Origin of the sequence: Streptomyces sp. NPDC050548, assembly GCF_044457385.1 — a bacterium.
GTDB lineage: Bacteria > Actinomycetota > Actinomycetes > Streptomycetales > Streptomycetaceae > Streptomyces.
Genome location: NZ_JBITGV010000009.1, coordinates 231,251 through 254,937, shown reverse-complemented (window position 1 = coordinate 254,937; position 23,687 = coordinate 231,251). Strand labels below are relative to the sequence as shown.

At 70.5% G+C, this 23,687-nt stretch carries 24 protein-coding genes and 1 pseudogene; 20 read left to right on the top strand and 5 right to left on the bottom strand.

Annotation, left to right across the window (positions count from 1 at the left end; genetic code table 11):
* Positions 1–8: 8 nt before the first annotated feature.
* Entirely contained in the window at positions 9–848 is an 840-nt protein-coding gene (locus tag ACIBJH_RS25665; protein WP_399119190.1) for a ribonuclease BN, read from the bottom strand.
* 179 nt (positions 849–1,027) lie between these two features.
* On the opposite strand from ACIBJH_RS25665, the gene ACIBJH_RS25660 reads away from it, so the two are divergent.
* The 12 genes from ACIBJH_RS25660 (at position 1,028) to ACIBJH_RS25605 (ending at position 13,024) form a co-directional block, all read left to right on the top strand.
* Positions 1,028–1,990, top strand: a complete 963-nt coding sequence (locus ACIBJH_RS25660; protein ID WP_399119189.1) for an SMP-30/gluconolactonase/LRE family protein — start codon at positions 1,028–1,030, stop codon at positions 1,988–1,990.
* Between the two features lie 164 nt (positions 1,991–2,154).
* Entirely contained in the window at positions 2,155–2,616 is a 462-nt protein-coding gene (crcB, locus tag ACIBJH_RS25655) for a fluoride efflux transporter CrcB (RefSeq protein WP_399119188.1), read from the top strand.
* Positions 2,613–2,984: a DUF190 domain-containing protein gene (locus tag ACIBJH_RS25650; RefSeq protein WP_399119187.1), complete on the top strand. Its 372-nt coding sequence runs from the start codon at positions 2,613–2,615 to the stop codon at positions 2,982–2,984. The genes crcB (ACIBJH_RS25655) and ACIBJH_RS25650 overlap by 4 nt, the downstream gene beginning before the upstream one ends.
* The gene (gene crcB / locus ACIBJH_RS25645; protein ID WP_399119186.1) at positions 2,981–3,355 is read left to right on the top strand and encodes a fluoride efflux transporter CrcB; all 375 of its coding nucleotides are present in this window, start codon (positions 2,981–2,983) and stop codon (positions 3,353–3,355) included. Before ACIBJH_RS25650 ends, crcB (ACIBJH_RS25645) begins: the two co-directional genes overlap by 4 nt.
* An 88-nt stretch (positions 3,356–3,443) precedes the next feature.
* Positions 3,444–4,280: an undecaprenyl-diphosphate phosphatase gene (locus ACIBJH_RS25640; protein WP_019068930.1), complete on the top strand. Its 837-nt coding sequence runs from the start codon at positions 3,444–3,446 to the stop codon at positions 4,278–4,280.
* A 172-nt stretch (positions 4,281–4,452) separates the two neighbouring features.
* Positions 4,453–5,130 (top strand): FadR/GntR family transcriptional regulator, encoded by a 678-nt coding sequence (locus tag ACIBJH_RS25635; protein ID WP_399119314.1) that lies wholly within the window; start codon positions 4,453–4,455, stop codon positions 5,128–5,130.
* Positions 5,127–6,590 carry an amino acid permease gene (locus ACIBJH_RS25630; RefSeq protein ID WP_399119185.1) on the top strand — a complete coding sequence of 488 codons (1,464 nt, stop codon included), beginning with the start codon at positions 5,127–5,129 and terminating at the stop codon, positions 6,588–6,590. Before ACIBJH_RS25635 ends, ACIBJH_RS25630 begins: the two co-directional genes overlap by 4 nt.
* Before the next feature lie 31 nt (positions 6,591–6,621).
* A complete protein-coding gene (locus tag ACIBJH_RS25625) occupies positions 6,622–7,641 on the top strand; it encodes an asparaginase (protein WP_399119184.1) in 1,020 nt (339 codons plus the stop codon).
* A 90-nt stretch (positions 7,642–7,731) separates the two neighbouring features.
* Positions 7,732–9,141 carry an aspartate ammonia-lyase gene (aspA, locus tag ACIBJH_RS25620; RefSeq protein ID WP_399119183.1) on the top strand — a complete coding sequence of 470 codons (1,410 nt, stop codon included), beginning with the start codon at positions 7,732–7,734 and terminating at the stop codon, positions 9,139–9,141.
* 35 nt (positions 9,142–9,176) lie between these two features.
* A complete protein-coding gene (locus ACIBJH_RS25615) occupies positions 9,177–10,109 on the top strand; it encodes a glutaminase (RefSeq protein WP_399119182.1) in 933 nt (310 codons plus the stop codon).
* 135 nt (positions 10,110–10,244) lie between these two features.
* Positions 10,245–11,639: a polyprenol phosphomannose-dependent alpha 1,6 mannosyltransferase MptB gene (mptB, locus tag ACIBJH_RS25610; protein WP_399119181.1), complete on the top strand. Its 1,395-nt coding sequence runs from the start codon at positions 10,245–10,247 to the stop codon at positions 11,637–11,639.
* Positions 11,636–13,024 (top strand): glycosyltransferase 87 family protein, encoded by a 1,389-nt coding sequence (locus ACIBJH_RS25605; protein WP_399119180.1) that lies wholly within the window; start codon positions 11,636–11,638, stop codon positions 13,022–13,024. The genes mptB and ACIBJH_RS25605 overlap by 4 nt, the downstream gene beginning before the upstream one ends.
* A gap of 59 nt (positions 13,025–13,083) precedes the next feature.
* On the opposite strand, the pseudogene ACIBJH_RS25600 reads toward ACIBJH_RS25605, so the two are convergent.
* The 3 genes and pseudogenes from ACIBJH_RS25600 to ACIBJH_RS25590 form a co-directional block, all read right to left on the bottom strand.
* Positions 13,084–13,830 (bottom strand): annotated as a pseudogene (locus tag ACIBJH_RS25600) (D-alanyl-D-alanine carboxypeptidase family protein); the annotation flags it as partial.
* Between the two features lie 179 nt (positions 13,831–14,009).
* A complete protein-coding gene (rho, locus tag ACIBJH_RS25595) occupies positions 14,010–15,149 on the bottom strand; it encodes a transcription termination factor Rho (protein ID WP_399119179.1) in 1,140 nt (379 codons plus the stop codon).
* A 286-nt stretch (positions 15,150–15,435) separates the two neighbouring features.
* The gene (locus tag ACIBJH_RS25590; protein ID WP_399119178.1) at positions 15,436–16,263 is read right to left on the bottom strand and encodes a class I SAM-dependent methyltransferase; all 828 of its coding nucleotides are present in this window, start codon (positions 16,261–16,263) and stop codon (positions 15,436–15,438) included.
* A gap of 167 nt (positions 16,264–16,430) precedes the next feature.
* Here ACIBJH_RS25590 and ACIBJH_RS25585 point away from each other — a divergent pair, with 167 nt between their 5' ends.
* The 7 genes from ACIBJH_RS25585 to ACIBJH_RS25555 all read left to right on the top strand — a co-directional run bounded on the left by ACIBJH_RS25585 (position 16,431) and on the right by ACIBJH_RS25555 (position 21,717).
* On the top strand, positions 16,431–17,201 hold the full coding sequence (locus tag ACIBJH_RS25585) for an SDR family NAD(P)-dependent oxidoreductase (protein WP_399119177.1): 771 nt from the start codon (positions 16,431–16,433) through the stop codon (positions 17,199–17,201).
* Positions 17,202–17,207: 6 nt separating this feature from the next.
* Positions 17,208–17,621 carry a VOC family protein gene (locus ACIBJH_RS25580; protein ID WP_399119176.1) on the top strand — a complete coding sequence of 138 codons (414 nt, stop codon included), beginning with the start codon at positions 17,208–17,210 and terminating at the stop codon, positions 17,619–17,621.
* 11 nt (positions 17,622–17,632) lie between these two features.
* Complete coding sequence (locus ACIBJH_RS25575) at positions 17,633–19,165, top strand: MFS transporter (RefSeq protein ID WP_399119175.1); 1,533 nt, start codon at positions 17,633–17,635, stop codon at positions 19,163–19,165.
* A gap of 141 nt (positions 19,166–19,306) precedes the next feature.
* Positions 19,307–19,951, top strand: a complete 645-nt coding sequence (locus ACIBJH_RS25570; protein WP_399119174.1) for a YciI family protein — start codon at positions 19,307–19,309, stop codon at positions 19,949–19,951.
* On the top strand, positions 19,948–20,289 hold the full coding sequence (locus tag ACIBJH_RS25565; RefSeq protein WP_262060703.1) for a YciI family protein: 342 nt from the start codon (positions 19,948–19,950) through the stop codon (positions 20,287–20,289). The genes ACIBJH_RS25570 and ACIBJH_RS25565 overlap by 4 nt, the downstream gene beginning before the upstream one ends.
* Positions 20,286–21,542, top strand: a complete 1,257-nt coding sequence (locus tag ACIBJH_RS25560; RefSeq protein ID WP_399119173.1) for an RNA polymerase sigma factor — start codon at positions 20,286–20,288, stop codon at positions 21,540–21,542. Before ACIBJH_RS25565 ends, ACIBJH_RS25560 begins: the two co-directional genes overlap by 4 nt.
* Before the next feature lie 40 nt (positions 21,543–21,582).
* A complete protein-coding gene (locus ACIBJH_RS25555) occupies positions 21,583–21,717 on the top strand; it encodes a hypothetical protein (RefSeq protein WP_399119172.1) in 135 nt (44 codons plus the stop codon).
* A gap of 13 nt (positions 21,718–21,730) precedes the next feature.
* On the opposite strand, the gene ACIBJH_RS25550 is transcribed toward ACIBJH_RS25555, so the two are convergent.
* Positions 21,731–22,573 carry a helix-turn-helix transcriptional regulator gene (locus ACIBJH_RS25550; RefSeq protein ID WP_399119313.1) on the bottom strand — a complete coding sequence of 281 codons (843 nt, stop codon included), beginning with the start codon at positions 22,571–22,573 and terminating at the stop codon, positions 21,731–21,733.
* A gap of 153 nt (positions 22,574–22,726) precedes the next feature.
* Between ACIBJH_RS25550 and ACIBJH_RS25545 the strand changes: the two genes are divergently transcribed.
* Entirely contained in the window at positions 22,727–23,686 is a 960-nt protein-coding gene (locus tag ACIBJH_RS25545) for an NADP-dependent oxidoreductase (protein WP_399119171.1), read from the top strand.
* Position 23,687: the final 1 nt, after the last annotated feature.

Below are 23,687 nucleotides of genomic sequence, written 5' to 3'. Positions count from 1 at the left end.
GCCGAGCGTCACACCGTGTCCTGGCCGGCGTCCGCTTCCTCCGCTTCCTCCGGTGTCTCCGGTTCCGTGCGGAACGACGCGTCCGGATCCCCGAACCGCTCGCACAGCAGCCTGCCCACCAGTGCGCCGCCGTAGAGCACGAACCCCACGCCGACCAGCCAGGACTCCACCACCAGCACCGTGCCGACCGGGCCGTAGCTGACCGCGTTGGTGACCAGGAGCGGGGTGAACACCAGGTACGAGAACCAGCGCAGGCCGACCAGGCCCGCCATCGTGGCGAGCGCACCCGGCAGCAGATAGCGCCAGTGGACCTGGCGGCTGAGCAGGAAGTGCGGGCCCCACCAGAAGAAGAGCAGACCGGCCGCCATGCTGAGCAGGATGCGGGGCGTGCCCGCGAGGACGTTGCGGGTCTGCACCTGCGCGTACAGATAGCCCATCAGCATGACCAGCCAGATCAGTTGGCGCCAGATGCGGTGCCAGGGCGCGCCGGTCGGGCGCCACACGTGCTCGTAGCCGCTCTGCACACTCGACGCGAAGGACAGCCCGAACAGTGCGAGCAGCGCCACGCTCCAGGCGCTGGTGGTGCCGATGACCTTGCGCGGCGGGGTGAAGACGTCGGTGAGCGCGCGGGCCGAACGGCCGGACAGGTCCATGCCGTCGACCAGCCACAGCGCGAACCCGCCGTGCCCGAGCGGATCGGCCGCGGCCACCACGATCAGCAGCGGCGCCAGTGTGACCAGCGCGAGCGTCGCGAAGCTCATGGCCCGGTGCAGCAGCTCCAACTCCCGCCCGCGCCGGTTGAGTTCGGCCAGGCCGAGGCGCTGCCAGGCGGCGCGGACTCGGTTCACCGGGGCGTTCCCGCGCGGCGGGCGGCCGACCACGTCATGCGAGGCCCCCTTCTCACTTCTCGCCTGTCGGCAGCGCGATCCGGGTCACCGGGAATACGCTCGGCGAACGTGACCGGGTGCCGCGATGACCGGGAAGAACAGCAAGCGTACGCGCGCCGGTCCCAACCGTGGAGGTGTTCGTGGACCGACCCAAGGCACTGCTGGCCCGCCGCTACGTCGCGATCGGCGGCGTGGGTCCCGAGGACGTGGTGGCGGACGCCCGCGGCCGGGTGCTGACCGGCGTCGAGGACGGCCGCATCCTCCGTCTCGACGGGCTGATCGACCCCGAGGCGGTGCGGGTGGAGACCCTCGCCGACACCGGCGGACGGCCGCTCGGCCTCGAACTCCTCCCGGACGACGCCCTGTTGGTGGCCGACTCGGAACGCGGGCTGCTGCGCATCGACTTGGGGGACGGAACCGTACGGGTCCTCGCCGACTCGGTGGCGGGGGAGCCGTTGGTGGGCTGCAGCAACGTGGTCGCCCTGTCCGACGGCAGCGCGTACTTCACCGTCTTCAGCCTCCGCTACCCGATCGATCGGTGGATCGGCGACATCGTCGAACACACCGGCACGGGACGGCTGTTGCGCCTCGCACCCGGTGCCGACAGTCCCGAAGTCCTCCTGGACGGACTCCAGTTCGCCAACGGACTCGCCGTGAGTGCCGACGAGTCGTTCCTGGTCGTCGCGGAGACCGGCGCCCGCCGGCTGACCCGCTACTGGCTCACCGGACCGGAGGCGGGCCACAGCGAGTCCTTCGCCGACGACCTCCCCGGAATGCCCGACAACCTCTGGCGCGGCGGCCCGGACGGGCCGATCTGGGTCGCGCTGGCCGGCCCGCGCGTCCCGCCGCTCGAACTCCTCCACCAGGCGCCGCCCGCCGCACGGCAGGCCGCGGCCCGGGTCGCCGTACACGTGCCCTTCCGCCCCACGGGCATGATCGGAGCCATGGCGTTCGACGACGACGGCTCCGTCGTCCACCACCTCGTCGCGCGCGGCTCGTCCTACCGGATGGCCACCAGCGTGTGCGAGGCGGCCGGGCACCTGGTCCTGGGCAGCGTGCGGGAGCGCGGGATCGCGCTGTGCGAGCCGCCCGCCCCGAAGTGACCCCGGCAGGTCCCCGGCGTTACCCTGATGCCCGGCCGCGAGCACTCCTCGCGGCGCGGCGGTGGGGCCCGCCGTACCCGAACCGCGGCAGAGGTGCCGCCAACGGTCCCTACTTGTAGAGGCGTGTGCCCCCAGGGCCCCCGACGAGTAGGAGACGTACGGCCATGACAGCTCCCGAGGCCGAGAGCGTGCGCGCCCGGTCACAGACCTCGCGGCCGTCTGTCTGGCGCGGTCAGGGACCCGTGGTCGCGGTGGTCGCGCTCGGTGGCGCGATCGGGGCCACAGGACGGTACGCGGCCTCCCTGTGGTGGCCCGCGCAGAGCGGCGGGTTTCCCTGGACGACGTTCTGGATCAATGTGGTCGGCTGCGCCGTCATCGGCGTGTTCATGGTGGTCATCACCGATGTGTGGGCAGCCCACAGGCTGGTGCGGCCGTTCTTCGGCACCGGTGTGCTCGGCGGCTTCACCACCTTCTCGACGTACGCCGTCGACATCCAGAAACTGGTCGACGCGGGCCATCCCCGCACCGCGCTGGCCTATCTCGCCGCGACCCTGCTCGCGGCCCTCGCGGCGGTCCGGATCGCGGTGACGGCGGCCCGGCGCGTCCTGAAGTGGAGGCAGCGATGACCAGGCTGACCGGCAGCGCCCTGCGCGTGACCGTCTTCATCGGCGAGAACGACACCTGGCACCACAAGCCCCTCTACTCGGAGATCGTCCACCGCGCGCACACCGCCGGGCTGGCCGGTGCCAGCGTCTTCCGGGGCATCGAGGGCTTCGGCGCCTCCTCCCTGATCCACACCACGCGGCTGTTGTCGCTCAGCGAGGACCTCCCCGTGGCGATCGTGATCGTGGACACCGAGGAGCGCGTACGGGCCTTCCTGCCGCAGCTCGACGAACTCGTCACCGAGGGGCTGGTGATCCTCGACGACTGCGAGGTCATCCGGTACGTGGGTCGTACGGGCGAGGCCGACGCGAAGGGTAAGAAGTCGTTGTGAACTGGCTGTTGGTCGTCGCGGGAGCCGTCGTCGGTGCCCCACTCAGGTACCTCACCGACCGTGCCGTGCAGACCAGACACGACTCCGTCTTCCCCTGGGGCACCTTCGCGGTGAACGTCACCGGCTGTCTGATCCTTGGCACACTGACCGGCGCCGCGTCCGCCGGCGCGGCGGGCTCGCATCTCCAACTCCTCGTCGGCACAGGCCTTTGCGGGGCCCTGACGACGTACTCGACCTTCTCGTACGAGACACTGCGACTGACCGAGACAGGGGCGGGGCTCTACGCTGCCGCCAACGTCGTCGGCAGCGTGATGGCGGGCCTCGGTGCGGCATTTGTCGGGGTGTCGATCGCGCAGGCCCTGTGGGCGTAAGAAATCGGGCGGATCCCGCGCCCGACCAGGATCGCCTTCAGCGCTATTGTCTACAGCACTGTCGACCAATCCCGAAGAACTGGATCTCATGAGCGTCATCAGCGTCGGTCAGGCCGCCGTCCTCGGAGTCGTCGAGGGGGTGACCGAGTTCCTGCCCGTCTCCTCCACCGGCCATCTGAAGATCGTCGAGGGGCTGATGAACATCCCCGTGGACGACGATTCCGTCGTCGGGTTCTCGGCCGTCATCCAGGTCGGCGCCATCGCCGCCGTGCTCCTGTACTTCTTCAAGGACATCGTGCGGATCGTCACGGCCTGGGGGCGCGGCCTGTTCAACAAGGAGGAGCGCTACCACCACGACTACAAGTTCGCGTGGTGGGTCATCTACTCGACCATCCCGATCGTGATCGTCGGCCTCGCCGCGAAGCCGCTCATCGACGGCCCGCTCGGCTCGCTGTGGGTGGTCGCCGCCTCGCTGATCGTCGGCAGTGGCGTCATGTGGGCGGCCGACCAGATGGGCCGGCACAAGCGCGGTGAGGACGACACCACCTTCAAGGACGCGATGCTGGTGGGCAGTTCACAGATCCTCGCGCTGCTCTTCCCCGGCTTCTCGCGCTCCGGCGCCACCATGTCCACCGGTCTCATCCTCGACCTGGACCGTGTCGCCGCGACCCGGCTCTCGTTCTTCCTCGGCATCCCGGCCCTGACGGGCGCCGGCATCTACGAGCTGAAGGACGCTCTGGGCGCGGGAGTCGGCGCCGCCCCGCTGGCCGTCGGCACGATCGTGTCGTTCGTGGTGGCCTACGCCTCCATCGCCTGGCTGCTGAAGTACGTCGCGAAGCACTCCTTCAACGCCTTCGTGATCTACCGGATCATCATCGGTGTCCTGCTGTTCGGGCTGCTCGGTGCGGGTGTGCTCAACAGCTGACACCGGACGGACGATCACCGCAGGGGGCGTGCAGCCGAATTTTCAGGCCGCACGCCCCCTGAATGTTTCTCTGCCGATCGCTTGACAGCACTGTCCCGTCACCCGCAGGATCACGTCCGTGAACCTGTCAGACAGCCAGACAGGTGGAGTCGGACCGCGGCGCGTCAGCGCCATGGAAGCGGTGCTCGTCCACCTCCGCGGCGCCATCGAGCGCGGCGACTACGCCATCGGCGACAAGCTGCCCTCCGAGGCCGAGCTGTGCCGCACCCTGGAGATCAGCCGACCCGTGCTCCGCGAGGCCCTGCGGGCCCTGCAGACCATGGGTCTGACCGTCTCCAAGACCGGCAAGGGCACCTTCGTGGTCGCCAATGCCGTGGAGGACCCCACCTTCGGCGACTACGCGGCCAGCGACCTGCTGGAAGTGCGCCGCCATGTCGAGGTCCCGGTCGCCGGATACGCGGCACTGCGCCGCACCCCGGAGAACCTGGACCACCTGGCCCACCTCCTGGAGCGGATGGAACAGGAGACGGACACCACCGCGTGGGTCGCGATGGACACGCTCTTTCACCTCGCCGTGGCGGAGGCCGCGCAGAACCCGGTGTTCCGCCGGGTGATCGAGGAGATCCGTGATGCGCTGGCCCGCCAGTCCGCGTTCCTCAACGAACTCGGCGGCCGGCGCGAGCAGTCGAACCGCGAGCACCGGGCGATCGTCGAGGCGCTGATCGACGGCAGCGAGCCGGACGCCGTCGAGGCCATGTCCCATCACCTCGACCGGGTCGAGACGACCCTCACCGACATCGTGCGCCCCGCGCGCACGGACACCCCCACGGAAGGCGGACCCGAGGCGTGAGCGAGCAGTCCCTGCACGGCAGCGAACAGCCCCTGCACGACGGTGTGCAGAAACGATCCGGCCATGTCGACGCCGGAGACGCCGGCTACAGCAAGTCCCTGAAGTCCCGGCACGTCAACATGATCGCCATCGGCGGCGCGATCGGCACCGGCCTCTTCCTCGGCGCGGGCGGTCGCCTGGCCGACGCCGGCCCCTCCCTCTTCATCGCGTACGCGGTCTGCGGCCTCTTCGCCTTCCTCGTCGTCCGCGCCCTCGGCGAACTCGTCCTCTACCGGCCCTCGTCCGGCGCCTTCGTGTCGTACGCCCGAGAGTTCCTCGGCGAGAAGGGCGCCTACATAGCGGGCTGGATGTACTTCCTGAACTGGGCCACCACCGGCATCGCCGACATCACCGCGGTGGCCGTGTACACCCACTACTGGGGCATGTTCTCCGACATCCCTCAATGGTTGATCGCATTGATCGCCCTCGCGGTCGTCTTGACGGTCAACCTGATCTCTGTACGACTCTTCGGCGAGCTTGAATTCTGGTTCGCGATCATCAAGGTCAGCGCGCTCGTCGTCTTCATGCTGATCGGCATCTTCCTGCTGGCCACCCAGCACCAGGTCGACGGCACCACACCCGGCCCGTCCCTGATCACCGACAACGGCGGCATCTTCCCCAACGGCCTGCTGCCCATGCTCCTGATCATCCAGGGCGTCGTCTTCGCCTACGCCTCCGTCGAGCTGGTCGGCGTCGCGGCCGGTGAGACCGAGAACCCCGAGAAGATCATGCCGAAGGCGATCAACTCGATCATGTGGCGCGTCGGCCTCTTCTACGTCGGCTCGGTGCTCCTGCTCTCGATGCTGCTGCCGTGGAACAAGTACAGCGCCGGCCAGAGCCCCTTCGTGACCGTGCTGTCGAACATCGGCATCCCGGCGGCGGGCGGCGTCATGAACCTCGTCGTCCTCACCGCGGCCATGTCCTCGCTCAACTCCGGCCTGTACTCCACCGGCCGCATCCTCCGCTCCATGGCGATGTCCGGCTCCGCCCCCAAGTTCACCTCGGTCATGAGCCGCAGCCAGGTCCCCTACGGCGGCATCCTGCTCACCAGCGGCATCTGCGTCCTCGGCGTCGGCCTCAACTACGTGGTCCCGGCGGACGCGTTCGAGATAGTCCTCAACTTCGCCGCGATCGGCATCCTCGCCACCTGGGGCATGATCATGCTCTGCCACTTCCTCTTCTGGCGGAAGACCGAGAAGGGCGAACTCTCCCGGCCCAGCTACCGGTTGCCGGGTTCCCCCTGGACCGAACTCGTGACGCTGGCCTTCCTCGCCTCCGTCCTGGTCCTCATGTACGCCGACGGCGGCGCCGGACGCACCACCGTCCTGTGTCTTCCGCTGATCGCCGCCGCGCTGGTCGCCGGATGGTTCGCCGTCCGCCGCCGCGTGGTGAGCACGTCCACCACCGCACCCGACGCGTGAGACCCACGCCGTCCTGACCTGACAGGCAGTGATGTACAGCAGTCCCCTCGCGGACCCACCCCTCATCCGTGAACCCCTCCACGCACCCGTCGCCCACCTCATACGCGGCGGAATGATCGAGGGCATCCACTACGGCTCCGTCGTCGTCCTGGACACCGACGGCCAGGTCCAGCTCCAACTCGGCGACATCGAGGCCGCGTTCTACCCGCGCTCGGCGATCAAGCCCGTCCAGGCCGTCGCCATGGTGCGGGCGGGACTGCCCCTCGACGGCGAGCTGCTCTCGCTCGCCGCCGCCAGTCACTCCGGCGAGGAACGCCACCTCGCCGGGACCCGGCGCATCCTCGAACTCGCCGGGCTGACCGAGGACCATCTGCGCAACGTTCCCGATCTGCCCTTCGACCCTGTTGTTCGTGATGCGTGGGTCCGTGAGGGGCGGGTGCCGTCCCGGCTCGCGCAGAACTGCTCCGGGAAGCATGCGGCGATGTTGTACGTGTCGAAGCTCAACGGCTGGTCCCTGGACGACTATCTCGATCCCGCGCATCCGCTTCAGCAGGCGATCGCGGAGATCGTCGAGGATCTCACCGGGCAGCGGATCGCTCAGGTGAGTGTCGACGGGTGTGGTGCTCCGCTGTTCTCCATTTCGTTGCACGGGCTTGCTCGCGCTGTTTCGCGGGTCACCACCGCTGCGCCCGGTACGCCCGAGGCCCGGGTCGCGGACGCGATGCGGGAGTTCGCCGAGATGGCGTCCGGGTCCGGGCGGGATGTGGCCGCGTTGATGCGTGCCGTTCCCGGGCTGTTGGCCAAGGACGGGTTCGAGGGTGTCGAGGTTGCCGCGTTGCCCGATGGGCGGGCTGTTGCGGTGAAGATCGCGGACGGGGCGAATCGGGCGCGTGTGCCTGTCGCTGCCGCCGGGCTTGTGCGGGCTGGGGTTGATCCGGTTCAGCTTGTCGAGTTCGCGGGGGAGCCGTTGCTCGGGGGCGGGGAGCCGGTGGGGTGTGTGCGGCCGGTGCGTGCATTGGACCCGGTGTCGCCGTTGTCTGCGTGTGCCTAGATCGGTTCGGGGAACTGCGGGTCCGTTGTGGCTGGTCGCGCAGTTCCCCGAGCCCCTAAGTGACCTGAACGCTGTTGGAAAGAGGACCCCATGTCTGCCATTACCCGTCGCGAACATGATCTGCTCGGGGACCGGGATGTACCCGCCTCCGCCTACTGGGGTGTTCACACCCTCCGTGCCACGGAGAACTTCCCCATCACCGGGACGCCGATCTCCGTCTACCCGCACTTGATCAACGCTCTTGCCGCCGTGAAGGAGGCCGCCGCTCTCGCCAATGAGGAGTTGGGGCTGCTGTCGGCGGAGAAAACCGCCGCCATCGTTGCCGCGTGCCGGGAGATCCGGGACGGGAAGCTGCACGACCAGTTCGTCGTGGACGTGGTGCAGGGTGGGGCCGGTACCTCCACCAACATGAACGCCAACGAGGTTGTCGCCAACAGGGCGTTGGAGTTGCTGGGGCGCGGCAAGGGGGAGTACCGGTACCTGCACCCCAATGAGGACGTCAACCTCGGTCAGTCGACCAATGACGTGTATCCGACCGCCGTCAAGATAGCGACGGTCTTTGCCGTACATGGATTGATCGCGTCAATGTCTGTACTGCAGGACGCGTTCGCCCGTAAGGCCGTCGAGTTCCATGACGTGCTCAAGATGGGCCGTACACAGTTGCAGGACGCGGTACCGATGACGCTCGGTCAAGAGTTCTCGGCGTATGCGGTCATGATTGACGAGGATCGTCAACGTCTTGACGAGGCTGTCCAGTTGATCCATGAGATCAACCTGGGTGCCACGGCCATCGGGACCGGACTCAATGCGCCGGCCGGCTATGCGGAGTCGGCTCGGCGGCATCTCTCGGAGATCACGGGGCTGCCGCTCGTGACCGCGGCGAACCTGGTCGAGGCCACGCAGGACTGCGGGGCGTTCGTGCAGATGTCGGGAGTGCTGAAGCGGGTCGCGGTCAAGCTCTCCAAGAGCTGCAACGACCTGCGGCTGCTGTCCTCGGGGCCGCGCGCGGGGCTCGGGGAGATCAACCTGCCGCCGGTGCAGGCCGGTTCGAGCATCATGCCCGGCAAGGTCAACCCGGTGATCCCCGAGGTCGTCAACCAGGTCGCCTTCGAGGTGATCGGCAACGACGTCACCATCACGATGGCCGCCGAGGCCGGACAGCTCCAGCTCAACGCGTTCGAGCCGATCATCCTGCACTCGCTGTCGGAGAGCATCACGCATCTGCGCGCCGCCTGCCTCACGCTCGCCGAGCGCTGCGTGGACGGCATCACCGCCAACACCGAGGCGCTGCGCGCGAGCGTGGAGAACTCCATCGGTCTGGTGACCGCGCTCAACCCCCACATCGGGTACACGGCCGCCACCGACATCGCCAAGGAGGCCCTCGCCTCCGGCCGGGGCGTGGCCGAACTCGTCCTGGAAAAGGGCCTGTTGCCCGCCGAGACGCTCGCCGGTCTGCTGCGGCCCGAGGTCCTGGCCGGCAGCGGTCCCGTCGCCGTCTGACCGCGGACGCGCACCAGGACCGGCCCGGAGGCACAATGGTGATCATGTCCCCCTCGATGACCTTCCAGCCGGTCCTGGAGCGCATCGCCGGCGAGATCGAGCGGATGCCCGGCCGTGGCCAGGCCGCCGACTACATCCCGGCGCTCGCCGCCTGCGACCCGCGCCGCTTCGGCATGGCCGTCGCGGAACTGGACGGCACGGTCTACGGCGTGGGGGACTGGCGGCAGCCGTTCTCCACGCAGTCCATCACCAAGGTCTTCACCCTCGCCCTCGACCTGGCCCGCGAGGGCGACGAACTCTGGGAGCACGTGGGCCGCGAGCCCTCCGGCAACCCCTTCAACTCCCTTGTCCAGCTGGAGTACGAGAGCGGCATCCCGCGCAACCCGTTCATCAACGCGGGCGCGCTCGTCGTCACCGACCGGCTGCAGACCCGTACCGGCGACGCGGCGGGCGAACTGCTGGCCTTCCTGCGCGCGGAGAGCGGCAACCCGTCCCTCGACTTTGACAAGGAGGTCGCCGCCTCCGAGTCCGCGCACGGTGACCGCAACGCGGCCCTCGCCCACTTCATGAAGTCCTACGGCAACATCGACAACGAGGTGCCCGTCCTCCTGGACCAGTACTTCCGGCAGTGCTCCATCATGGCGTCCTGCGCCGACCTCGCCCTCGCGGCCGGTTTCCTGGCCCGGCACGGCAGCCGCGCCGACGGCAGCCGGCTGCTCACCCTCACCCAGGCCAAGCAGGTCAACGCGGTGATGCTGACCTGCGGGACGTACGACGCGGCGGGCGAGTTCGCCTACCGGGTGGGCCTGCCCGGCAAGAGCGGAGTGGGCGGCGGGATCATCGCCATCGTGCCGGGCCGGTGCACCCTCGCCGTGTGGAGCCCCGGACTTGACGAGCGCGGGAACTCGGTGGCGGGGGTCGCCGCGCTGGACCGCTTCACGACGCTCACCGGAGTGTCGGTGTTCTGACCGGAGCCCCACACGTACGGCGACTCCACGGGTACCGAGGCCCGATCACACGGAGGTCACGCGCCGTCCGCCGCGCGGAGAGCGGGGCGTCGCTTTCCCGCCATCCGGCGTTGACACGCTGAACGAGTGTTGGCCATGGCTTTTCCCGTCGATCTCCGCCGCTGTCAGGTACTCGGTCTGGCCGGTACCGCCGTCCTCGCGCTGGGCGGCGAGACGGCCGGAGCACTTCCGTCCGCCGACCTCTTCTCCCCGGCCTCCGCACAGGCCGCGCTGGGGCTCGTCGGGGTCTACTTCGGTGTCGTCCTGCTGATAGCGGCCTGGCTGCTGCTGGGCAGGCTGATCCGCAGCGCCGAACCGCCGACCCCGCGCTCCCTGCTGCTGGTCCTCGCCGTATGGGCGGCGCCCTTGCTGCTCGCGCCGCCGCTGTTCAGCCGGGACGTGTACAGCTACCTCGCGCAGGGCGCCATGGTCGACGCCCACATGGACGTCTACGCGCACGGCCCCGCCGCGCTGGGCGGCCCCCTCGCCGACGAGGTCGCCCCCCTGTGGCAGCACACCGGGGCGCCGTACGGCCCGGTGTTCCTGGCTCTGGCCTCGGGGCTGTCAGGACTGACCCGTGGTGAACTCCCCGCCGGGCTCTTCGGGATGCGGCTCGTCGCCCTGCTCGGGGTGGGCCTGATGGCCGCCGCCCTGCCCCGACTCGCCCGGCAGTGCGGCGCGGACCCGGCCGCCGCGCTGTGGCTGGGCGCCCTCAACCCGCTGGTGCTCCTCCACCTGGTCGCGGGCGCCCACAACGACGCGATCATGCTCGGGCTGCTCGGCACAGGCCTGGTCGCGGCGCGCGGCCGGTGGCCGATCCTGGGCGCCGTACTCGTCACGCTCGCCGCCCTCGTCAAGGCTCCGGCCGCGCTCGGGCTCGCCGCGGTCGTGCTGCTGCAGATCCGCGCGGGCCGCAGCCCGGCCAAGGCCGTCACGACGACCGTCGTCGCGTCCGCGGTCACCACGGTCGCCGCCACGGCCGTCGCGGGCACGGGCTACGGCTGGATAGGCGCCCTCGACACACCCGTCTCGGCGCACAACTGGGCCCTCACCAGCCTCCTCGGCCGCGCCACCGGCGCCCTGCTGGAACACCTCGGCAGCAGCCTGGCCCCCTTCGCGATCCCGGCCTGGCACGCCCTCGGACTAGCGGTCACCGGCGCGGCGATCCTCGCCATATGGTTCCGCCTGCGCCCCAGCCCGGTCTACGCGCTCGGCCTGAGCCTCGCGGTCGTCGCCGCCTTCGGCCCGGCCATCCGCCCCTGGTACGCCCTGTGGGGTCTCTTCCTCATCGCCGCCGCCGCGCCCAGCACATCCGTACGGCACCGGGTGGCCGCCGTGACCGGCGTCCTCGCGCTCGCCGTGCTGCCCAGCGGCGGACCCGCCGACATCGGACAACTCGTGCTGGCCGTCTCCGGCGGAGTCCTGGCGATCGTCGTCCTCTGGCAGGCCCGCCAGGCCGCCGAGGCCCCGGCCCTGGGACGTACGGCATGAGAACACCCACCACCGACCGCGGCCGACTCCTCCTGGTGCTGGCCCTCGCCACCACCGTGACCGTCTTCACCGCGACCGTCCCACTGCTGCGCGACTGGTTCGACCTGCGCGTCTACTACGGCACCGTCCACACCTGGCTCCACCACGGCGGCCGGATCTACGACTACCACGTGCCCGGCACGACCTACGGCTTCACCTATCCGCCGTTCGCCGCCGTCAGCATGGCCCCGATGGGCTACCTCGGGCTCGGCACCGCGATCGTCGCCGCGCTGGCCCTCAACCTGGTGGCCCTCGCCGTGGTGCTGGGCATTCTGGCCGGTCCCGGATGGCGGCGCCACGGCTGGTTCGGGTGGGCGCTGGTCGCCTGCGGTCTTGCGCTGTTCGAGCCGTTGCGCGACACCTTCAGCTTCGGGCAGGTCAACCTCCTGCTGCTGGCCCTCGTCCTCGGCGACGGCTGGCTGCTCTCCACCGGCCGGGGCCGCTGGGCGGGCGTCGGCATCGGCCTCGCGGCGGCGATCAAGCTCACGCCGGCACTGTTCATCGGCCTGCTGCTGGTGGCCAGACGCTGGAAAGCCGCCGCGGTGGCGACGGCCGTGGCGCTCGCGGCGACCGGGCTCGCGGCCCTGGTGGTCCCGAGTGCATCGAAGTTCTACTGGACCCAGGCGATGTGGGACACCACCCGGGTGGGCCGCCTCGACTACGTCTCCAACCAGTCCCTGCAAGGCGTCCTGGCCCGCCTCGGCGAGACCGGCCGCCCGCTGTGGGCGACGGTCGTCCTGCTCGTGCTGTGCGTATGGGCGGTGCGGGTACGCCGTGCGGTCGTCGCGGGGGACTGGACGGCAGCCTTCGCGCTGACCGGACTGACCGCGTGTCTGATCAGCCCGATCACCTGGGTGCACCATCTCGTGTGGCTGCTGCCCTCGTTCGCCGTGCTGGTCCGCGCCGGGCACCGGCGGATCGCGGGTGCCCTGTACGCGGTGATGTGCACGAGTGTCGTGTGGCTCTGGTTCGACGACTCCTCGGGCATCGACGGCTTCCTCGGCAGCAACACGTACACCTGGGTCACGCTCGGCCTGCTCCTGTGGCTGCCGACCGGTCAGGCCCCGGGGAGCCGACGGCCCTTGAACCGCAACGCCAGCACGACCGCTGCCGCGCCGAGCACGGCGGCCCCGGCGACCGCGGCCGTCTCCGCCCAGCCCGGACCCTCGTCCGCCGCCGCCGCGGCGGCCACCGGTACGGCGGTGGGACCTGGCCTCGGGCCCGGCCGCGGGCTCGCCCGCAACGCGTCCAGCGAACCCACCGGATCGACCCGCCCCGCAGCCGCGAAACCCCAGTCGAGCAACTCGCGCGCCTCCTCGTACACGGTGAAGCCGCCGCCCGCCTGAGGGTTCATCACCGTGACGACGAGCGACCGCCCGCCCCGACGCGCCGCCGCGACCAGCGTGTTGCCCGCGTGGGTGGTGTAGCCGTTCTTGACACCGATGAGCCCCGGATACGGCTCCACGCCGTCGTTGCCGGTCAGCAGCCGGTTGGTGTTCTGGATCGCGTACGACGATCCGTCACCCGGGAACTCGGCCTCGGCGGTGGAGCAGTACCGGGCGAAGTCCGCGTTGCGCAGCCCGGCCCGGCCGAACACCGCGAGGTCGAAGGCGGAGGACACCTGGCCGTCGGTGTCGTAGCCGTCCGGCGAGATCACATGGGTGTCGAGCGCGCCCAGCGAGCGCGCCTTGGCCTGCATCCGGGCGGCCGTGACGTCCCAGCCGCCGTTGAGGGCGGCCAGGACGTGCACGGCGTCGTTCCCGGAGTTGAGGAAGACCCCGCGCCACAGGTCGGCGACGCGGTACGTGCGGCCCGCCTCGACCCCGACCAGGCTGCTGCCCTCGCCGATGCCGGCCAGGTCCTGTTCGCTGACGCGGTGCCGGAGCCCTCCGGGCAGGGTGGGGAGGACGGTCAGGGCGAAGAGGGTCTTCAGGGTGCTGGCGGGTGGGAGTCTGCGGTGGGCGTCGTGGGCGGCCAGTACTGCCCCGGTGTTGGTGTCTGCGACGAGCCAGGAGAGGGCGGAGACGTCCGGGAGTTGAGGGGCACCGGGGTGGGGGTGGACCTGGGTGCTGGGATCCGGCCCGGTGTTGGCTGTCGCTGCGGTGGGGGTGAACGCGAGGGCGCCTGTCAGGCAGAGAACGCAGGCTGACATGGCGATCCGAGACGAGAATCCGATAGTCATACCGGCAAACGTAGGAACGAAGGGGCTGCAGAGGGCGTTGGCCGGGCCGATTGAGGCGAGTCAGCACCCGGATGCGCTAGTGGTTCGGCTGCGGGCCGGTGGGGGCTGGGCGCGCAGTTCCCCGCGCCCCTGAACGACGACAGCTCGGGTCAGTTCGACGGCAGCGTCGGCTGGATGCGGCGCAAGAACGTCGCGTTGTCCGGGGTCTCTCGCATGCGCTCCAGCAGGGTTTCCGTGCTGCTCTGGCCGTCCCTGTTCTGGAGGACGCGGCGCAGGCCTCGTACCGCCGTCAACTCGGCGGGAGTGAGCAGGAGTTCCTCGCGGCGGGTGCCGGACGGGTTGATCTCGACGGCCGGGAACACCCGGCGGGAGGACAGCTCGCGGCTGAGGCGGAGCTCCATGTTGCCGGTGCTCTTCAGCTCCTCGAAGTAGAAGTCGTCGGCACGGGAGCCGGTCTCGACCAGGGCCGTGGCGAGGATGGTGAGCGAGCCGCCCTCCTCGGCGAGGCGTGCGGCGCCGAAGAACTTCTTCGGGCCGATCAGCGCGGTCGCGTCGACACCGCCGCTGAGGGTGCGGCCGCCCGAGGCCGCCGCGTTGTTGTGCGCCCGGCAGAGGCGGGTGAGGGAGTCGAGGAGGATCACGACGTCCTCGCCGGCCTCGACGAGCCGCTTGGCCCGTTCGATCACCAGCTCGGCCAGCGCGATGTGCTGCTTGGGGGCCTTGTCGAAGGTGGAGGCGTACACCTCGCCGCGCACGGAGCGCCGCATGTCGGTGACCTCCTCGGGGCGTTCGTCGAGCAGTACCACCATGAGGCGGGCCTCGGGGTGGTTGCCGGCGACGGCCGCCGCGATCTGCTGGAGCAGGACGGTCTTGCCGGTCTTGGGCGGGGCCACGATCAGTCCGCGCTGGCCCTTGCCGACGGGGGCGATGAGGTCGGCGACGCGTCCGGTGAGTCCGGCCGCCGGGTGTTCGAGGTGCAGCCGCTCACGCGGGTGCAGCGGGGTGAGGTCGCGGAAGTGGCGTCGGCCGCGCAGTTCGTCGGGCGTACGGCCGTTGACGAACGCGATCTCGGTCAGGGCGCGTTGCCCGCCGCGGACGCCTTCCACGAGGTCGCCCTTGCGCAGGCCGTGACGGCGGATCAGCGCGGGGGAGACCTGGAGGTCGGTGGGCGAGGGCTGGAGGTTCAGCGCCCTCAGGTGCCCCTTCCCGTTGCCGTCGATGTCGAGGACACCGGTCGCGGTCTGGGTGCGGGGCTGTTCCTGTACGGGGGGTTCGAGTGTGGTGGTCATGATGGGTGGTCCTTTCAAGGACGGTTGCATGTGTCATGCGGAAGGAAGGGGGAGAAGCCGCGGAGGGAGGGCGCATGGGCGCTCCTCGGGGCGGCGGGAACATCACCTCGGGTGCGGCGGAAAAACGCCGGTCACGAAGTGGTGTGAGGAAGCCGTGTGCCGGTCGGAATCGACGGGCCGGTCGGCGGAGAAGAAGTGGTTCTGGCACCGGCGCCCGGAACGGGGCGTACACAAGTGCTGACCGCACCGTAGCACACCCGGTGCGGGTCCGGCTGTGAGATACGGCTCAGCGGCTCGCCAGCAGGCCGTAGAGGAGGGGGATCCGCGGCTCGGGCAGTCGCCACCAGCCGGTCGGGGTCCGTTCCATCCGGGGCCAGCGCGGCCACGGGAGTTCCTCGCTCTCGCGGAGCCGTCGGATGTTCAGTCCCGCTGCCGTCAACGCGTTGATGACCTCGTCTATTCCGTGCATCCACTCATAGCTGTCGGTCGCGTCCGCCACGGCCGGACCGTCGGTGTACGTGAACGTCGCGTCCCGGTGCACCGGACTTCCGCCGCTCAGGTAGTCGTGGCGCAGAAGGAGTTCGGGTCCCTCGCCCGGATTCGGCTTCGGGCCCAGGGAGTTGAGCAGGGGGTGGAACTCGACGATGTACAACAAGCCGCCGGGGCGCAGGAGTTGGGCGATCACGTCCGCCCAGCGCGGGAGGTCGGGCAGGTAGCACAGGGCGCCCTTGCCGGTGTACACGACGTCGAACTGCCGCTGCCCCAGGGCCTTGACGGCGTCGTACACATTCGCCTGGACGTAGTCGACGTCGAGGCCCGCCTTCGCCGCGATGTCCGTCGCGGCCGTCACGGACGCCTCGGAGAAGTCGAGGCCGGTGGCGCGCGCACCGCGCTGCGCGAACGCGAGGGTCTCCGTGCCCAGGTGACATTGGAGGTGGAGCACGTCACGGCCGGCCAGGTCGCCGAGGTCCTCCCACTCGAAGGCGGCGAACCAGCGCTCCGGGTCCGGGTCGCCGTCGAGGCCGTAGAAGCGGCTGGCGAGGTGGACGGGGGTGCGGGCGTCCCAGTTCGCCTGGTTGGCGCGCATCAGCCGGGCCTGGTCGTCGGTGCTCATGGGGACATCCTGCCGTGAAGCTGTGCGGAGTTCCCGGCTTCCCGCCTCATACCAGCCATACGAACCCCCGATGGCCCTTCGCCGACCCATTTCTTGTTCTGGTCAATGGCCGTACCTACGCTGCCACCACCGCACCACGGCGGCACGGGACAAGGGACTTGGCAATCATGGGTCGACTGGCCGGGAAAATCGCTTTCATCAGTGGAACGGGGGCAGGAATAGGGCGGGCCGCGGCGCAGATATTCGCGGCCGAGGGCGCCGAGGTTTTCGGTTGTGACATCGACGAGGACAGTGCGGCCGAGACCGTTGAACTCGTCGAAAAGGCCGGTGGAATCATGCGGTCCCTGGCACCCGTGGATCTGTCCATCCAGGACGGCGCCCGGGAGTGGATCGAGGCCGGGATCGCGGCCTTCGGCGGGATCGACATCCTCTACAACAACGCCTCCGCACTGCGGAACGGCCCGTTCGAGACCATGCCTGCCGAGGACTGGTACTTCACCATCAAGAACGAGCTGGACATCCCCTACTTCTGCACCCAGGCCGCCTGGCCGCACCTGATCGCCCGTGGCGGCGGGGCCGTGCTCAACGTCGCCTCCGTGGCCGCCGTACGCGGGGCGCCGTTCATGCCGATGGTGCCCCACGGGGCCGCCAAGGGCGGGGTGTTGGCGATGAGCATGCACCTGTGCGCGGCCGGCGCCCCGCACCGCATCCGCGTCAACACCATCGCCCCCGGCATGACCCGCACCTCCGCCACCGCACCCTTCCTCGACGATCCGGACGGCCCCAAGGCCCAGTTGGAGGCGCGGATCCCGGTCGGGCGGGTGGGGCAGCCCGAGGACATCGCACGGGCCGCCGCCTTCCTCTGCTCCGACGAGGCGGCCTTCGTCAACGGCGCCAACCTCATGGTCGACGGCGGCGACAGCGCGATGGCGGGCTGAGCCGCCGTGACCGTCCGACTCGACCACGTGGGCGTCAACGTACGCGACCTGACCGCCCAAACCGCCTGGTACCAGGGGGCGTTCGGCCTGAAGACCGTCTTCGAGTTCCATCTCGAAGGGCCTGGTCTGAGGGGTGTCGTCCTGGAGCATCCGCGGGGCTGGCGCATCGAGCTGCTCGCCAGACCCGGCTCCGCCCCCGGCCTTCGCGCGCCGGACCCGATGACCGCCGTACTCACCGAGGGATACGGGCACTTCGCGGTCACCACCCCCGAACTCGACCCCGTCCACGAGGAGTTGGTGGCCCGTGGCGCGGGCGAGGTCATGGCACCCGGGCCGTCCCCCGAGCCCGGAGTGCGCATGGCCTGGGTCAGTGACCCCGAGGGAAATCTCATCGAACTCATAGAGAAAAACGCAGAGTGAGGGCACGCACGATGACGGATTCGATCTCCTTGAAAAGACTGGACCCCGGAACGCTCATAGCGTGCTGTCTCGCGGTCGCGGCGGCACAGTTGTGCATTACCGTTCCCTCGCCCATCAACGGGGAAATCCAGGCCGCATTCGGCGCCTCGGGTTCCCAGGTCGCCTGGGTTACCTCCGCGTTCATTCTCCCCACCGCGATTCTGGAACTGAATTTCGGTGTGGTGGGCGATCTCTTCGGCCGCAAGCGCCTGTTGGTGCTCGGCGGGCTCGTCCTGGCGCTCGGTGAACTCCTCAACGCCACCTCGCAGAACATCACCATGATGTGGACCGGGCAGGCCCTGGCCGGCATCGGCGCCGCCGCGCTGTTCCCCAGCTCCCTCGCGGTCATCGCGGCGGCCACACCGGACGGCAAGGACCGGGCGAAGGCCGTCTCCACCTGGGCGCTGTCGATCTCCCTCGCCTCCGCCCTCGGCCCGCTGTCCTCCGGGATCCTCGCCACGGTCGCCGACTTCCGCTGGGCGTTCGTGCCGCCGGTCGTCCTCGGTCTGATCGTCGCGGTCGCCTCCTGGAAGCTCGTCACCGACTCCAAGGCGCCCGAGGGCCGCGCGCTGGACTGGCCGGGCCAGATCACCATCGCCGTCGGCCTGACCGCCCTGCTCTGGGGCGTCATCGAGGGCGGCGACCGCGGCTGGGACAGCGCGGCGATCGTGGGCTCGCTGACCCTGGCGGCCGTCGCGCTCGTCGGGTTCGTCGTCGCGGAGACCCGCGCGGCCTCCCCGATGTTCGACCTCGGCCTGCTGAAGATCCCCTCGTTCGCGGCGGCGGCCGTCGTCGCGCTGGCCGGCATGTTCGGTTTCATCGGCACCGCCTACTGCGTCTCGATCCGTCTCGGCGCGGTGATGCACCTGAGCCCGCTGCGGGCCGGAATGCCGTTCGTGATCCTCCAGTTGATCCCGCTGCTGCTGGCGCCGGTGCTCAGCAAGATGCTCACCCGGGTCGACGCCCGCTGGCTCCTGATGGGCGGCCTGCTGCCCATGGCCGCCGGCCAGTTCTGGATCGCCGCCCTGCCCATCACCACCACCTCCCTCGCCGCCTTCATCGGCCCGGTGCTGCTGCTCGGCGTCGGCTTCATCTGCGTGGTGTCCTCGCTGACCTCCGCCGCCGTGAACGCCGTACCCATCAACATGACCGGCATGGCCAGCGGCGCGACCAGCCTGGTCCGCGAGTTCGGCCAGGGCCTCGGCCCCGCCGTCATCAGCACCATCGCGATGAGCGCGGCCTCCTCCGCGCTCGTCGGCAAGCTCAGCGGGGCCGACGCGGGTATGGAGAAGGCGGCCGGACCCCTCGCCGTCGTCAACGCGGGCAGTGCCTCGGCCAAGGCCGCCGCGCAGACCGCCCTCGGCCACGGCATGGCCCTCGGCGTGGTGATCTGCGGCTGCGCCTCCCTGCTGGGCGCGGTCGTCACCCTGCTGCTGGTGCGCAAGAACACCGAGCGCTCGACCGTGAAAGCGGGGGAGCCGTCGGTGCAGGCGGCGACCGCGTAGGCCGTACGTCGTAGGGGAGGCCGGGGCCTTGTCGCCCCGGCCTCTTCGTGTTTCCGAAGAAGATTTCCGAAGGGGGTGTCGATTCGGCCCGGCCGCGTTCGTCGGTGGGGTGTAGGAAGCTCATGAGGACCGGGAGGATCCATGAAGTACATGCTGCTCGTGTGCGGCGACGACACCGCCGACGCCTCCGGGATGGCACCCGTCGAACCCTGGGTGGAGGAACTGGGCGACCGCGGCGTACGGCTGCACGGCCACCGGCTCGCCCTGCCCGCCGACGCCGTCACCGTACGGGTGCGCGGCGGCGAGGTGCTCCGTACGGACGGGCCGTTCGCGGAGACCAAGGAGTACGTCGCCGGGTTCGACATCCTGGAGTGCGACACCCTGGAGGAGGCCGTCGAGGCCGCCGCCAAGCATCCCGTAGCCACCATCGGCGCGATGGAGGTGCGCCCCTTCTGGCCGATGGACGGCGAGGAGGACGGCGAGACGCAGATCCGCGCGCTCGACGCCGAACGGCCCGGGACCGCCGCCTTCCGCAAGGCCGTGGAGGACGTCCTCGGGGGTGTGACCTGGCCGCTGACCCGCGAGGTGCTGGAGTTCCGCGTCCACGTCGACGAGTCCGTCGCCTTCGGTCACGCCCTCGTCCGGCTGCGCGGCACCCGCAGCGACGGCCGGCCGCTGGACGACGTACTGCGCGTGACCACGGGCTACCGCAACACCGGACTGCGCTGGGAGATCGTCCACGAACACATCTCAGCCGCCACCGAGAAGGCCGAGGAGCGGTCATGAAGTACGTCCTGTTGATCTGCACACCCGTCGACGGCGAGGAACTCAGCCCCGCCGAGATCGCCGCCGACCCCCGCTTCACCTCGTACATCGACGAGGTCCGCAGCCGTGACCTGATGCGCGGCGGGGCCCGGCTGCGCCCGTCCTCCGACGCCACCACCGTCCGCGTCCAGGGCGACGAAGTCCTGCTCAGCGACGGCCCGTTCGTCGAGTCCAAGGAGTACGTCGCCGGCATCGACATCATCGAGGTCGCCGACCTGGACGAGGCGATCTCGCTCGCCTCCCGGCACCCCGCCGCGCTTGCCGGCGGCTCGGTCGAGGTACGGCCGGTCTGGGAGTGAACGTGCCGGACGTCGAGGAGGCCGTCGCCGCCGCCTTCCGCGAGGAGTGGGGCCAGGTCGTCGCCACCCTGATCCGGGTGACCGGCGACTGGGACCTCGCGGAGGAGTGCGCGCAGGACGCCTTCGCCCAGGCACTGGACCGGTGGCGGCGCGACGGAATCCCGCGCCGCCCCGGCGCCTGGCTGACCACCACCGCCCGCAACCGCGCCCTCGACGTCCTGCGCCGGGAGGCGGTCGGGGCGGCGAAACTCCGGGAGGTCGCGGTGCTGGGACGGGACGAGGGACCGTACGACCTGGAGTACGACGGTGACGACAGCGGCGTCGAGGACGACCGGCTGCGGCTGCTCTTCACCTGCTGCCACCCCGCGCTGCCCATCGAGGCCCGGGTCGCCCTCACCCTGCGCACGCTCGCCGGGCTGACCACGCCCGAGATCGCCCGTGCCTTCCTCGTCCCCGAGGCGACCATGGCGCAGCGGCTCGTGCGCGCCAAGAAGAAGATCCGCAACGCCGGCATCCCCTACCGGGTACCGCCCGCACATCTGCTGCCCGAGCGCACGACCGGGGTGCTCGGCGTGGTCTACCTCCTCTTCAACGAGGGGTACGCTGCCACGTCCGGCGCCGACCTGGTCCGCACGAACCTCTGTGCGGAGGCGATCCGACTGGCCCGCGTACTGGCCCACTTGATGCCGGACGAGCCCGAAGTGCTGGGCCTGCTGGCCCTGTTGCTGCTCCATGACGCCCGCCGTGGCACGCGGGTGGATGCGGCGGGTGAGTTGGTGACCTTGGAGGACCAGGACCGTACGGCCTGGGACCGGGCGGAGATCGACGAGGGCGCCGCCCTCCTGGAGACGGCCCTCCGACGAGGCCGCCCCGGGCCGTACCAGATCCAGGCCGCCATCGCCGCCTGCCACACCACCGCACCCACCGCAGCCGACACCGACTGGGCCGATATCGCGGGCCTGTACGGCGAGTTGGAGCGCTTCGTGCCCTCGGCCGTGGTGCGCCTCAATCGCGCGGTGGCCGTCGGCATGGCCGAACACCCGGACGCCGGGCTGGAGTTGGTGGCCGAGCTGGAACGGTCGGGTGAACTGGCCGACTACCACCTGCTGCCCGCCACCCGCGCCGATCTGCTGCGCCGCAGCGGTCGTACGACGGAGGCGGCCGAAGCGTACGGGCGGGCGCTGGAGCTGGTGGAGAACGCGGCGGAGCGGCGTTTCCTGGAGAAGCGGCTCGCGGAGTGTCGATCCGCGTAGGGGCCGCTCGTCGGTGGGGTGAAGACAGGGAAATCAGCCCATGACACCGGAGGTTCCGATGACCGCCCTCGCACTTCTGCGCCGCGCACGGCGGATCCTGGCTCGCCTGGCAGCCGAGGAGTCGACACCCGGCACGCCTGACGCCTGGCTCGCGGGACTCCGGCTGGGCGGCTGACCGGGGCCCGGCCTCAGCGGGCGTCGAGCAGGTCGGCGAGGAGTTGGAGTCGCTCGGCGTCGAGGCTCCCTTCGGCGGCCGTGCAGACCATGAGTGCGGGACCGGGGTTGCCCGGTATCGGGTAGGCGTCCCAGTCCAGGTTCAGTTCGCCGACCCGGGGGTGGTCGAGGCGCATCTGGCCGCGGGTCGGTTCCGTCACGTCGTGGAGGGCCCACAGGGCCGCGAACTCGTCGCTGCGGACGGCCAGTTCACCCACCAGTTCGACGGCGCGCGGGTGGCCGGGATCGGCGGCGACCTGCGTCCGCAGCATCCCGATCAGCTCCGCGACGGTGGCCGCCCGGTTCGGGCAGGTCCGGTCTGCCTCGGGGCGCAGGAACAGTGCCAGCAGGTTCCGCTCCCGCTGGGGCTGCCTGGTGAACTCCCCCAACAGGGCACCGCCGAGCGGGTTCCAGGCCAGCACGTCCAGGAAACGGCCGACGACCAGAGCGGGCGCGGTCATGCCGTGCAGCAGTCGCAGCGTGGTGTCCGGTACCTCCTCCGGCTCGTACGAACGCGGCGGGCGGGCCGGGTTGCGTGCGGCGGCGGCGAGGCCGTGCAGATGGCGGGTCTCCTCGGCGGAGAAGTCGAGGGCGCGCGCGAGGGCGTCGAGGACCTGTTCGGAGGGGCGTACGTCGCGTCCCTGCTCCATGCGCTGGTAGTAGTCCGAACTCACCCCGGCCAGGAGTGCCAGTTCCTCCCGGCGCAGTCCCGCGACGCGCCGTCTTGGGCCGGGTTCCAGGCCGACGTCCTCCGGCCGCAGCCGAGTTCGGCGGGTGCGCAGGAACTCCGCGAGCTCGCGTCGGGGATCGTCGCTCATGGCGGGGGAGGAGTCGGTCACCGCGTCAGTATGCCGTCGGTGCGGCCCGCGAGGGTGGGTCTGCCGGACCCAGGAAAAGAAGAACGACCGAGATGTCGCGTGCGGCGTCCAGCATCGGACCAACCACACGGCGGGCCACGGAAGGACAGCGACATGAAGGCCGTTCAGATCACGAGTTTCGGTACTGCGGACGTTCTGCGGGTCAATGAAGTGGAGCATCCCGCTCCCGGCTCGGGCGAGGTGCTGGTCGCGGTCGAGGCGTCCAGCGTGAACGGACACGACGTGATCGTCCGGGCGGGGGAGTTGAAGATGGTGTCGGGGCGCCGCTTCCCGGTCGGTGTGGGGCTGGACTTCGCCGGCGCCGTCGCCGCGACCGGCGCCGGTGTCGAGGGCTACCGGGTCGGGGACCGGGTGTGGGGCATGGTGCATCCCCGGCAGCGGCACTCCGTCGCGGGGGCGGCCGAGTACGTCGTGGTCCCCGCGCAGCGCGTCTCGCACGCGCCGGCGGACCTCTCGTCGGTCGAGGCGGCGGCCCTGGTGGTCGCGGGCTCCACGGCGCTGATCGCGCTGCGCGACAGTGTGCGGCTGGTGAGCGGGGAACGCGTCCTGGTGCGGGGCGCGGCCGGCGGAGTCGGCACGGCCGCCGTGCAGTTGGCGCACGCGATGGGCGGCCGGGTGACCGCGCTGGCGCGCGACCGGCACGCCGAGTTGCTTGCCGATCTCGGCGCCGACGAGGTCCTGGACTACGGCTCCACCACCTCGGACCGGATCGGGCCGTTCGACGTCATCGTCGACACCGTCGGCACCGAACTGCACTGCTACCGCGGCCGGTTGGCCAAGGGCGGCCGGATGGTCACCGTCGGACTGTCCCCGTCCGCCATTGCCGCGATCGCCGCGTCGAGCGTGCACGGCTCCCGCCGTATCCGTACCTTCAGCGCCAACCCCGAGACCCCCGTGCTGCGCGAGGTGGCCGACCGTGTCGCCTCGGGTGCGCTGCGCCCGGTGATCGACAGCGTGTACCCGCTCGCGGACATCGCCGCTGCGCACCGGGCGTTCGAGCGCGGCGGCGTCGTGGGCAAGCACGTGGTGACGGTGCCGCGCGGCTCCCTCTGAC

What these genes read in the sequence shown, in the direction of transcription:
- ACIBJH_RS25565 (WP_262060703.1), top strand. Translation starts at nt 19,948, where the DNA reads ATGAAGTACGTCCTGTTGATCTGCACACCCGTCGACGGCGAGGAACTC.
- mptB (WP_399119181.1), top strand. Translation starts at nt 10,245, where the DNA reads ATGGCTTTTCCCGTCGATCTCCGCCGCTGTCAGGTACTCGGTCTGGCC.
- ACIBJH_RS25585 (WP_399119177.1), top strand. Translation starts at nt 16,431, where the DNA reads ATGGGTCGACTGGCCGGGAAAATCGCTTTCATCAGTGGAACGGGGGCA.
- ACIBJH_RS25590 (WP_399119178.1), bottom strand. Translation starts at nt 16,263, where the DNA reads ATGAGCACCGACGACCAGGCCCGGCTGATGCGCGCCAACCAGGCGAAC.
- ACIBJH_RS25555 (WP_399119172.1), top strand. Translation starts at nt 21,583, where the DNA reads ATGACACCGGAGGTTCCGATGACCGCCCTCGCACTTCTGCGCCGCGCA.
- ACIBJH_RS25545 (WP_399119171.1), top strand. Translation starts at nt 22,727, where the DNA reads ATGAAGGCCGTTCAGATCACGAGTTTCGGTACTGCGGACGTTCTGCGG.
- ACIBJH_RS25615 (WP_399119182.1), top strand. Translation starts at nt 9,177, where the DNA reads ATGGTGATCATGTCCCCCTCGATGACCTTCCAGCCGGTCCTGGAGCGC.
- ACIBJH_RS25650 (WP_399119187.1), top strand. Translation starts at nt 2,613, where the DNA reads ATGACCAGGCTGACCGGCAGCGCCCTGCGCGTGACCGTCTTCATCGGC.
- ACIBJH_RS25570 (WP_399119174.1), top strand. Translation starts at nt 19,307, where the DNA reads ATGAAGTACATGCTGCTCGTGTGCGGCGACGACACCGCCGACGCCTCC.
- ACIBJH_RS25640 (WP_019068930.1), top strand. Translation starts at nt 3,444, where the DNA reads ATGAGCGTCATCAGCGTCGGTCAGGCCGCCGTCCTCGGAGTCGTCGAG.
- crcB (WP_399119188.1), top strand. Translation starts at nt 2,155, where the DNA reads ATGACAGCTCCCGAGGCCGAGAGCGTGCGCGCCCGGTCACAGACCTCG.
- ACIBJH_RS25575 (WP_399119175.1), top strand. Translation starts at nt 17,633, where the DNA reads ATGACGGATTCGATCTCCTTGAAAAGACTGGACCCCGGAACGCTCATA.
- ACIBJH_RS25625 (WP_399119184.1), top strand. Translation starts at nt 6,622, where the DNA reads ATGTACAGCAGTCCCCTCGCGGACCCACCCCTCATCCGTGAACCCCTC.
- aspA (WP_399119183.1), top strand. Translation starts at nt 7,732, where the DNA reads ATGTCTGCCATTACCCGTCGCGAACATGATCTGCTCGGGGACCGGGAT.
- ACIBJH_RS25605 (WP_399119180.1), top strand. Translation starts at nt 11,636, where the DNA reads ATGAGAACACCCACCACCGACCGCGGCCGACTCCTCCTGGTGCTGGCC.
- ACIBJH_RS25550 (WP_399119313.1), bottom strand. Translation starts at nt 22,573, where the DNA reads ATGAGCGACGATCCCCGACGCGAGCTCGCGGAGTTCCTGCGCACCCGC.
- rho (WP_399119179.1), bottom strand. Translation starts at nt 15,149, where the DNA reads ATGACCACCACACTCGAACCCCCCGTACAGGAACAGCCCCGCACCCAG.
- ACIBJH_RS25635 (WP_399119314.1), top strand. Translation starts at nt 4,453, where the DNA reads ATGGAAGCGGTGCTCGTCCACCTCCGCGGCGCCATCGAGCGCGGCGAC.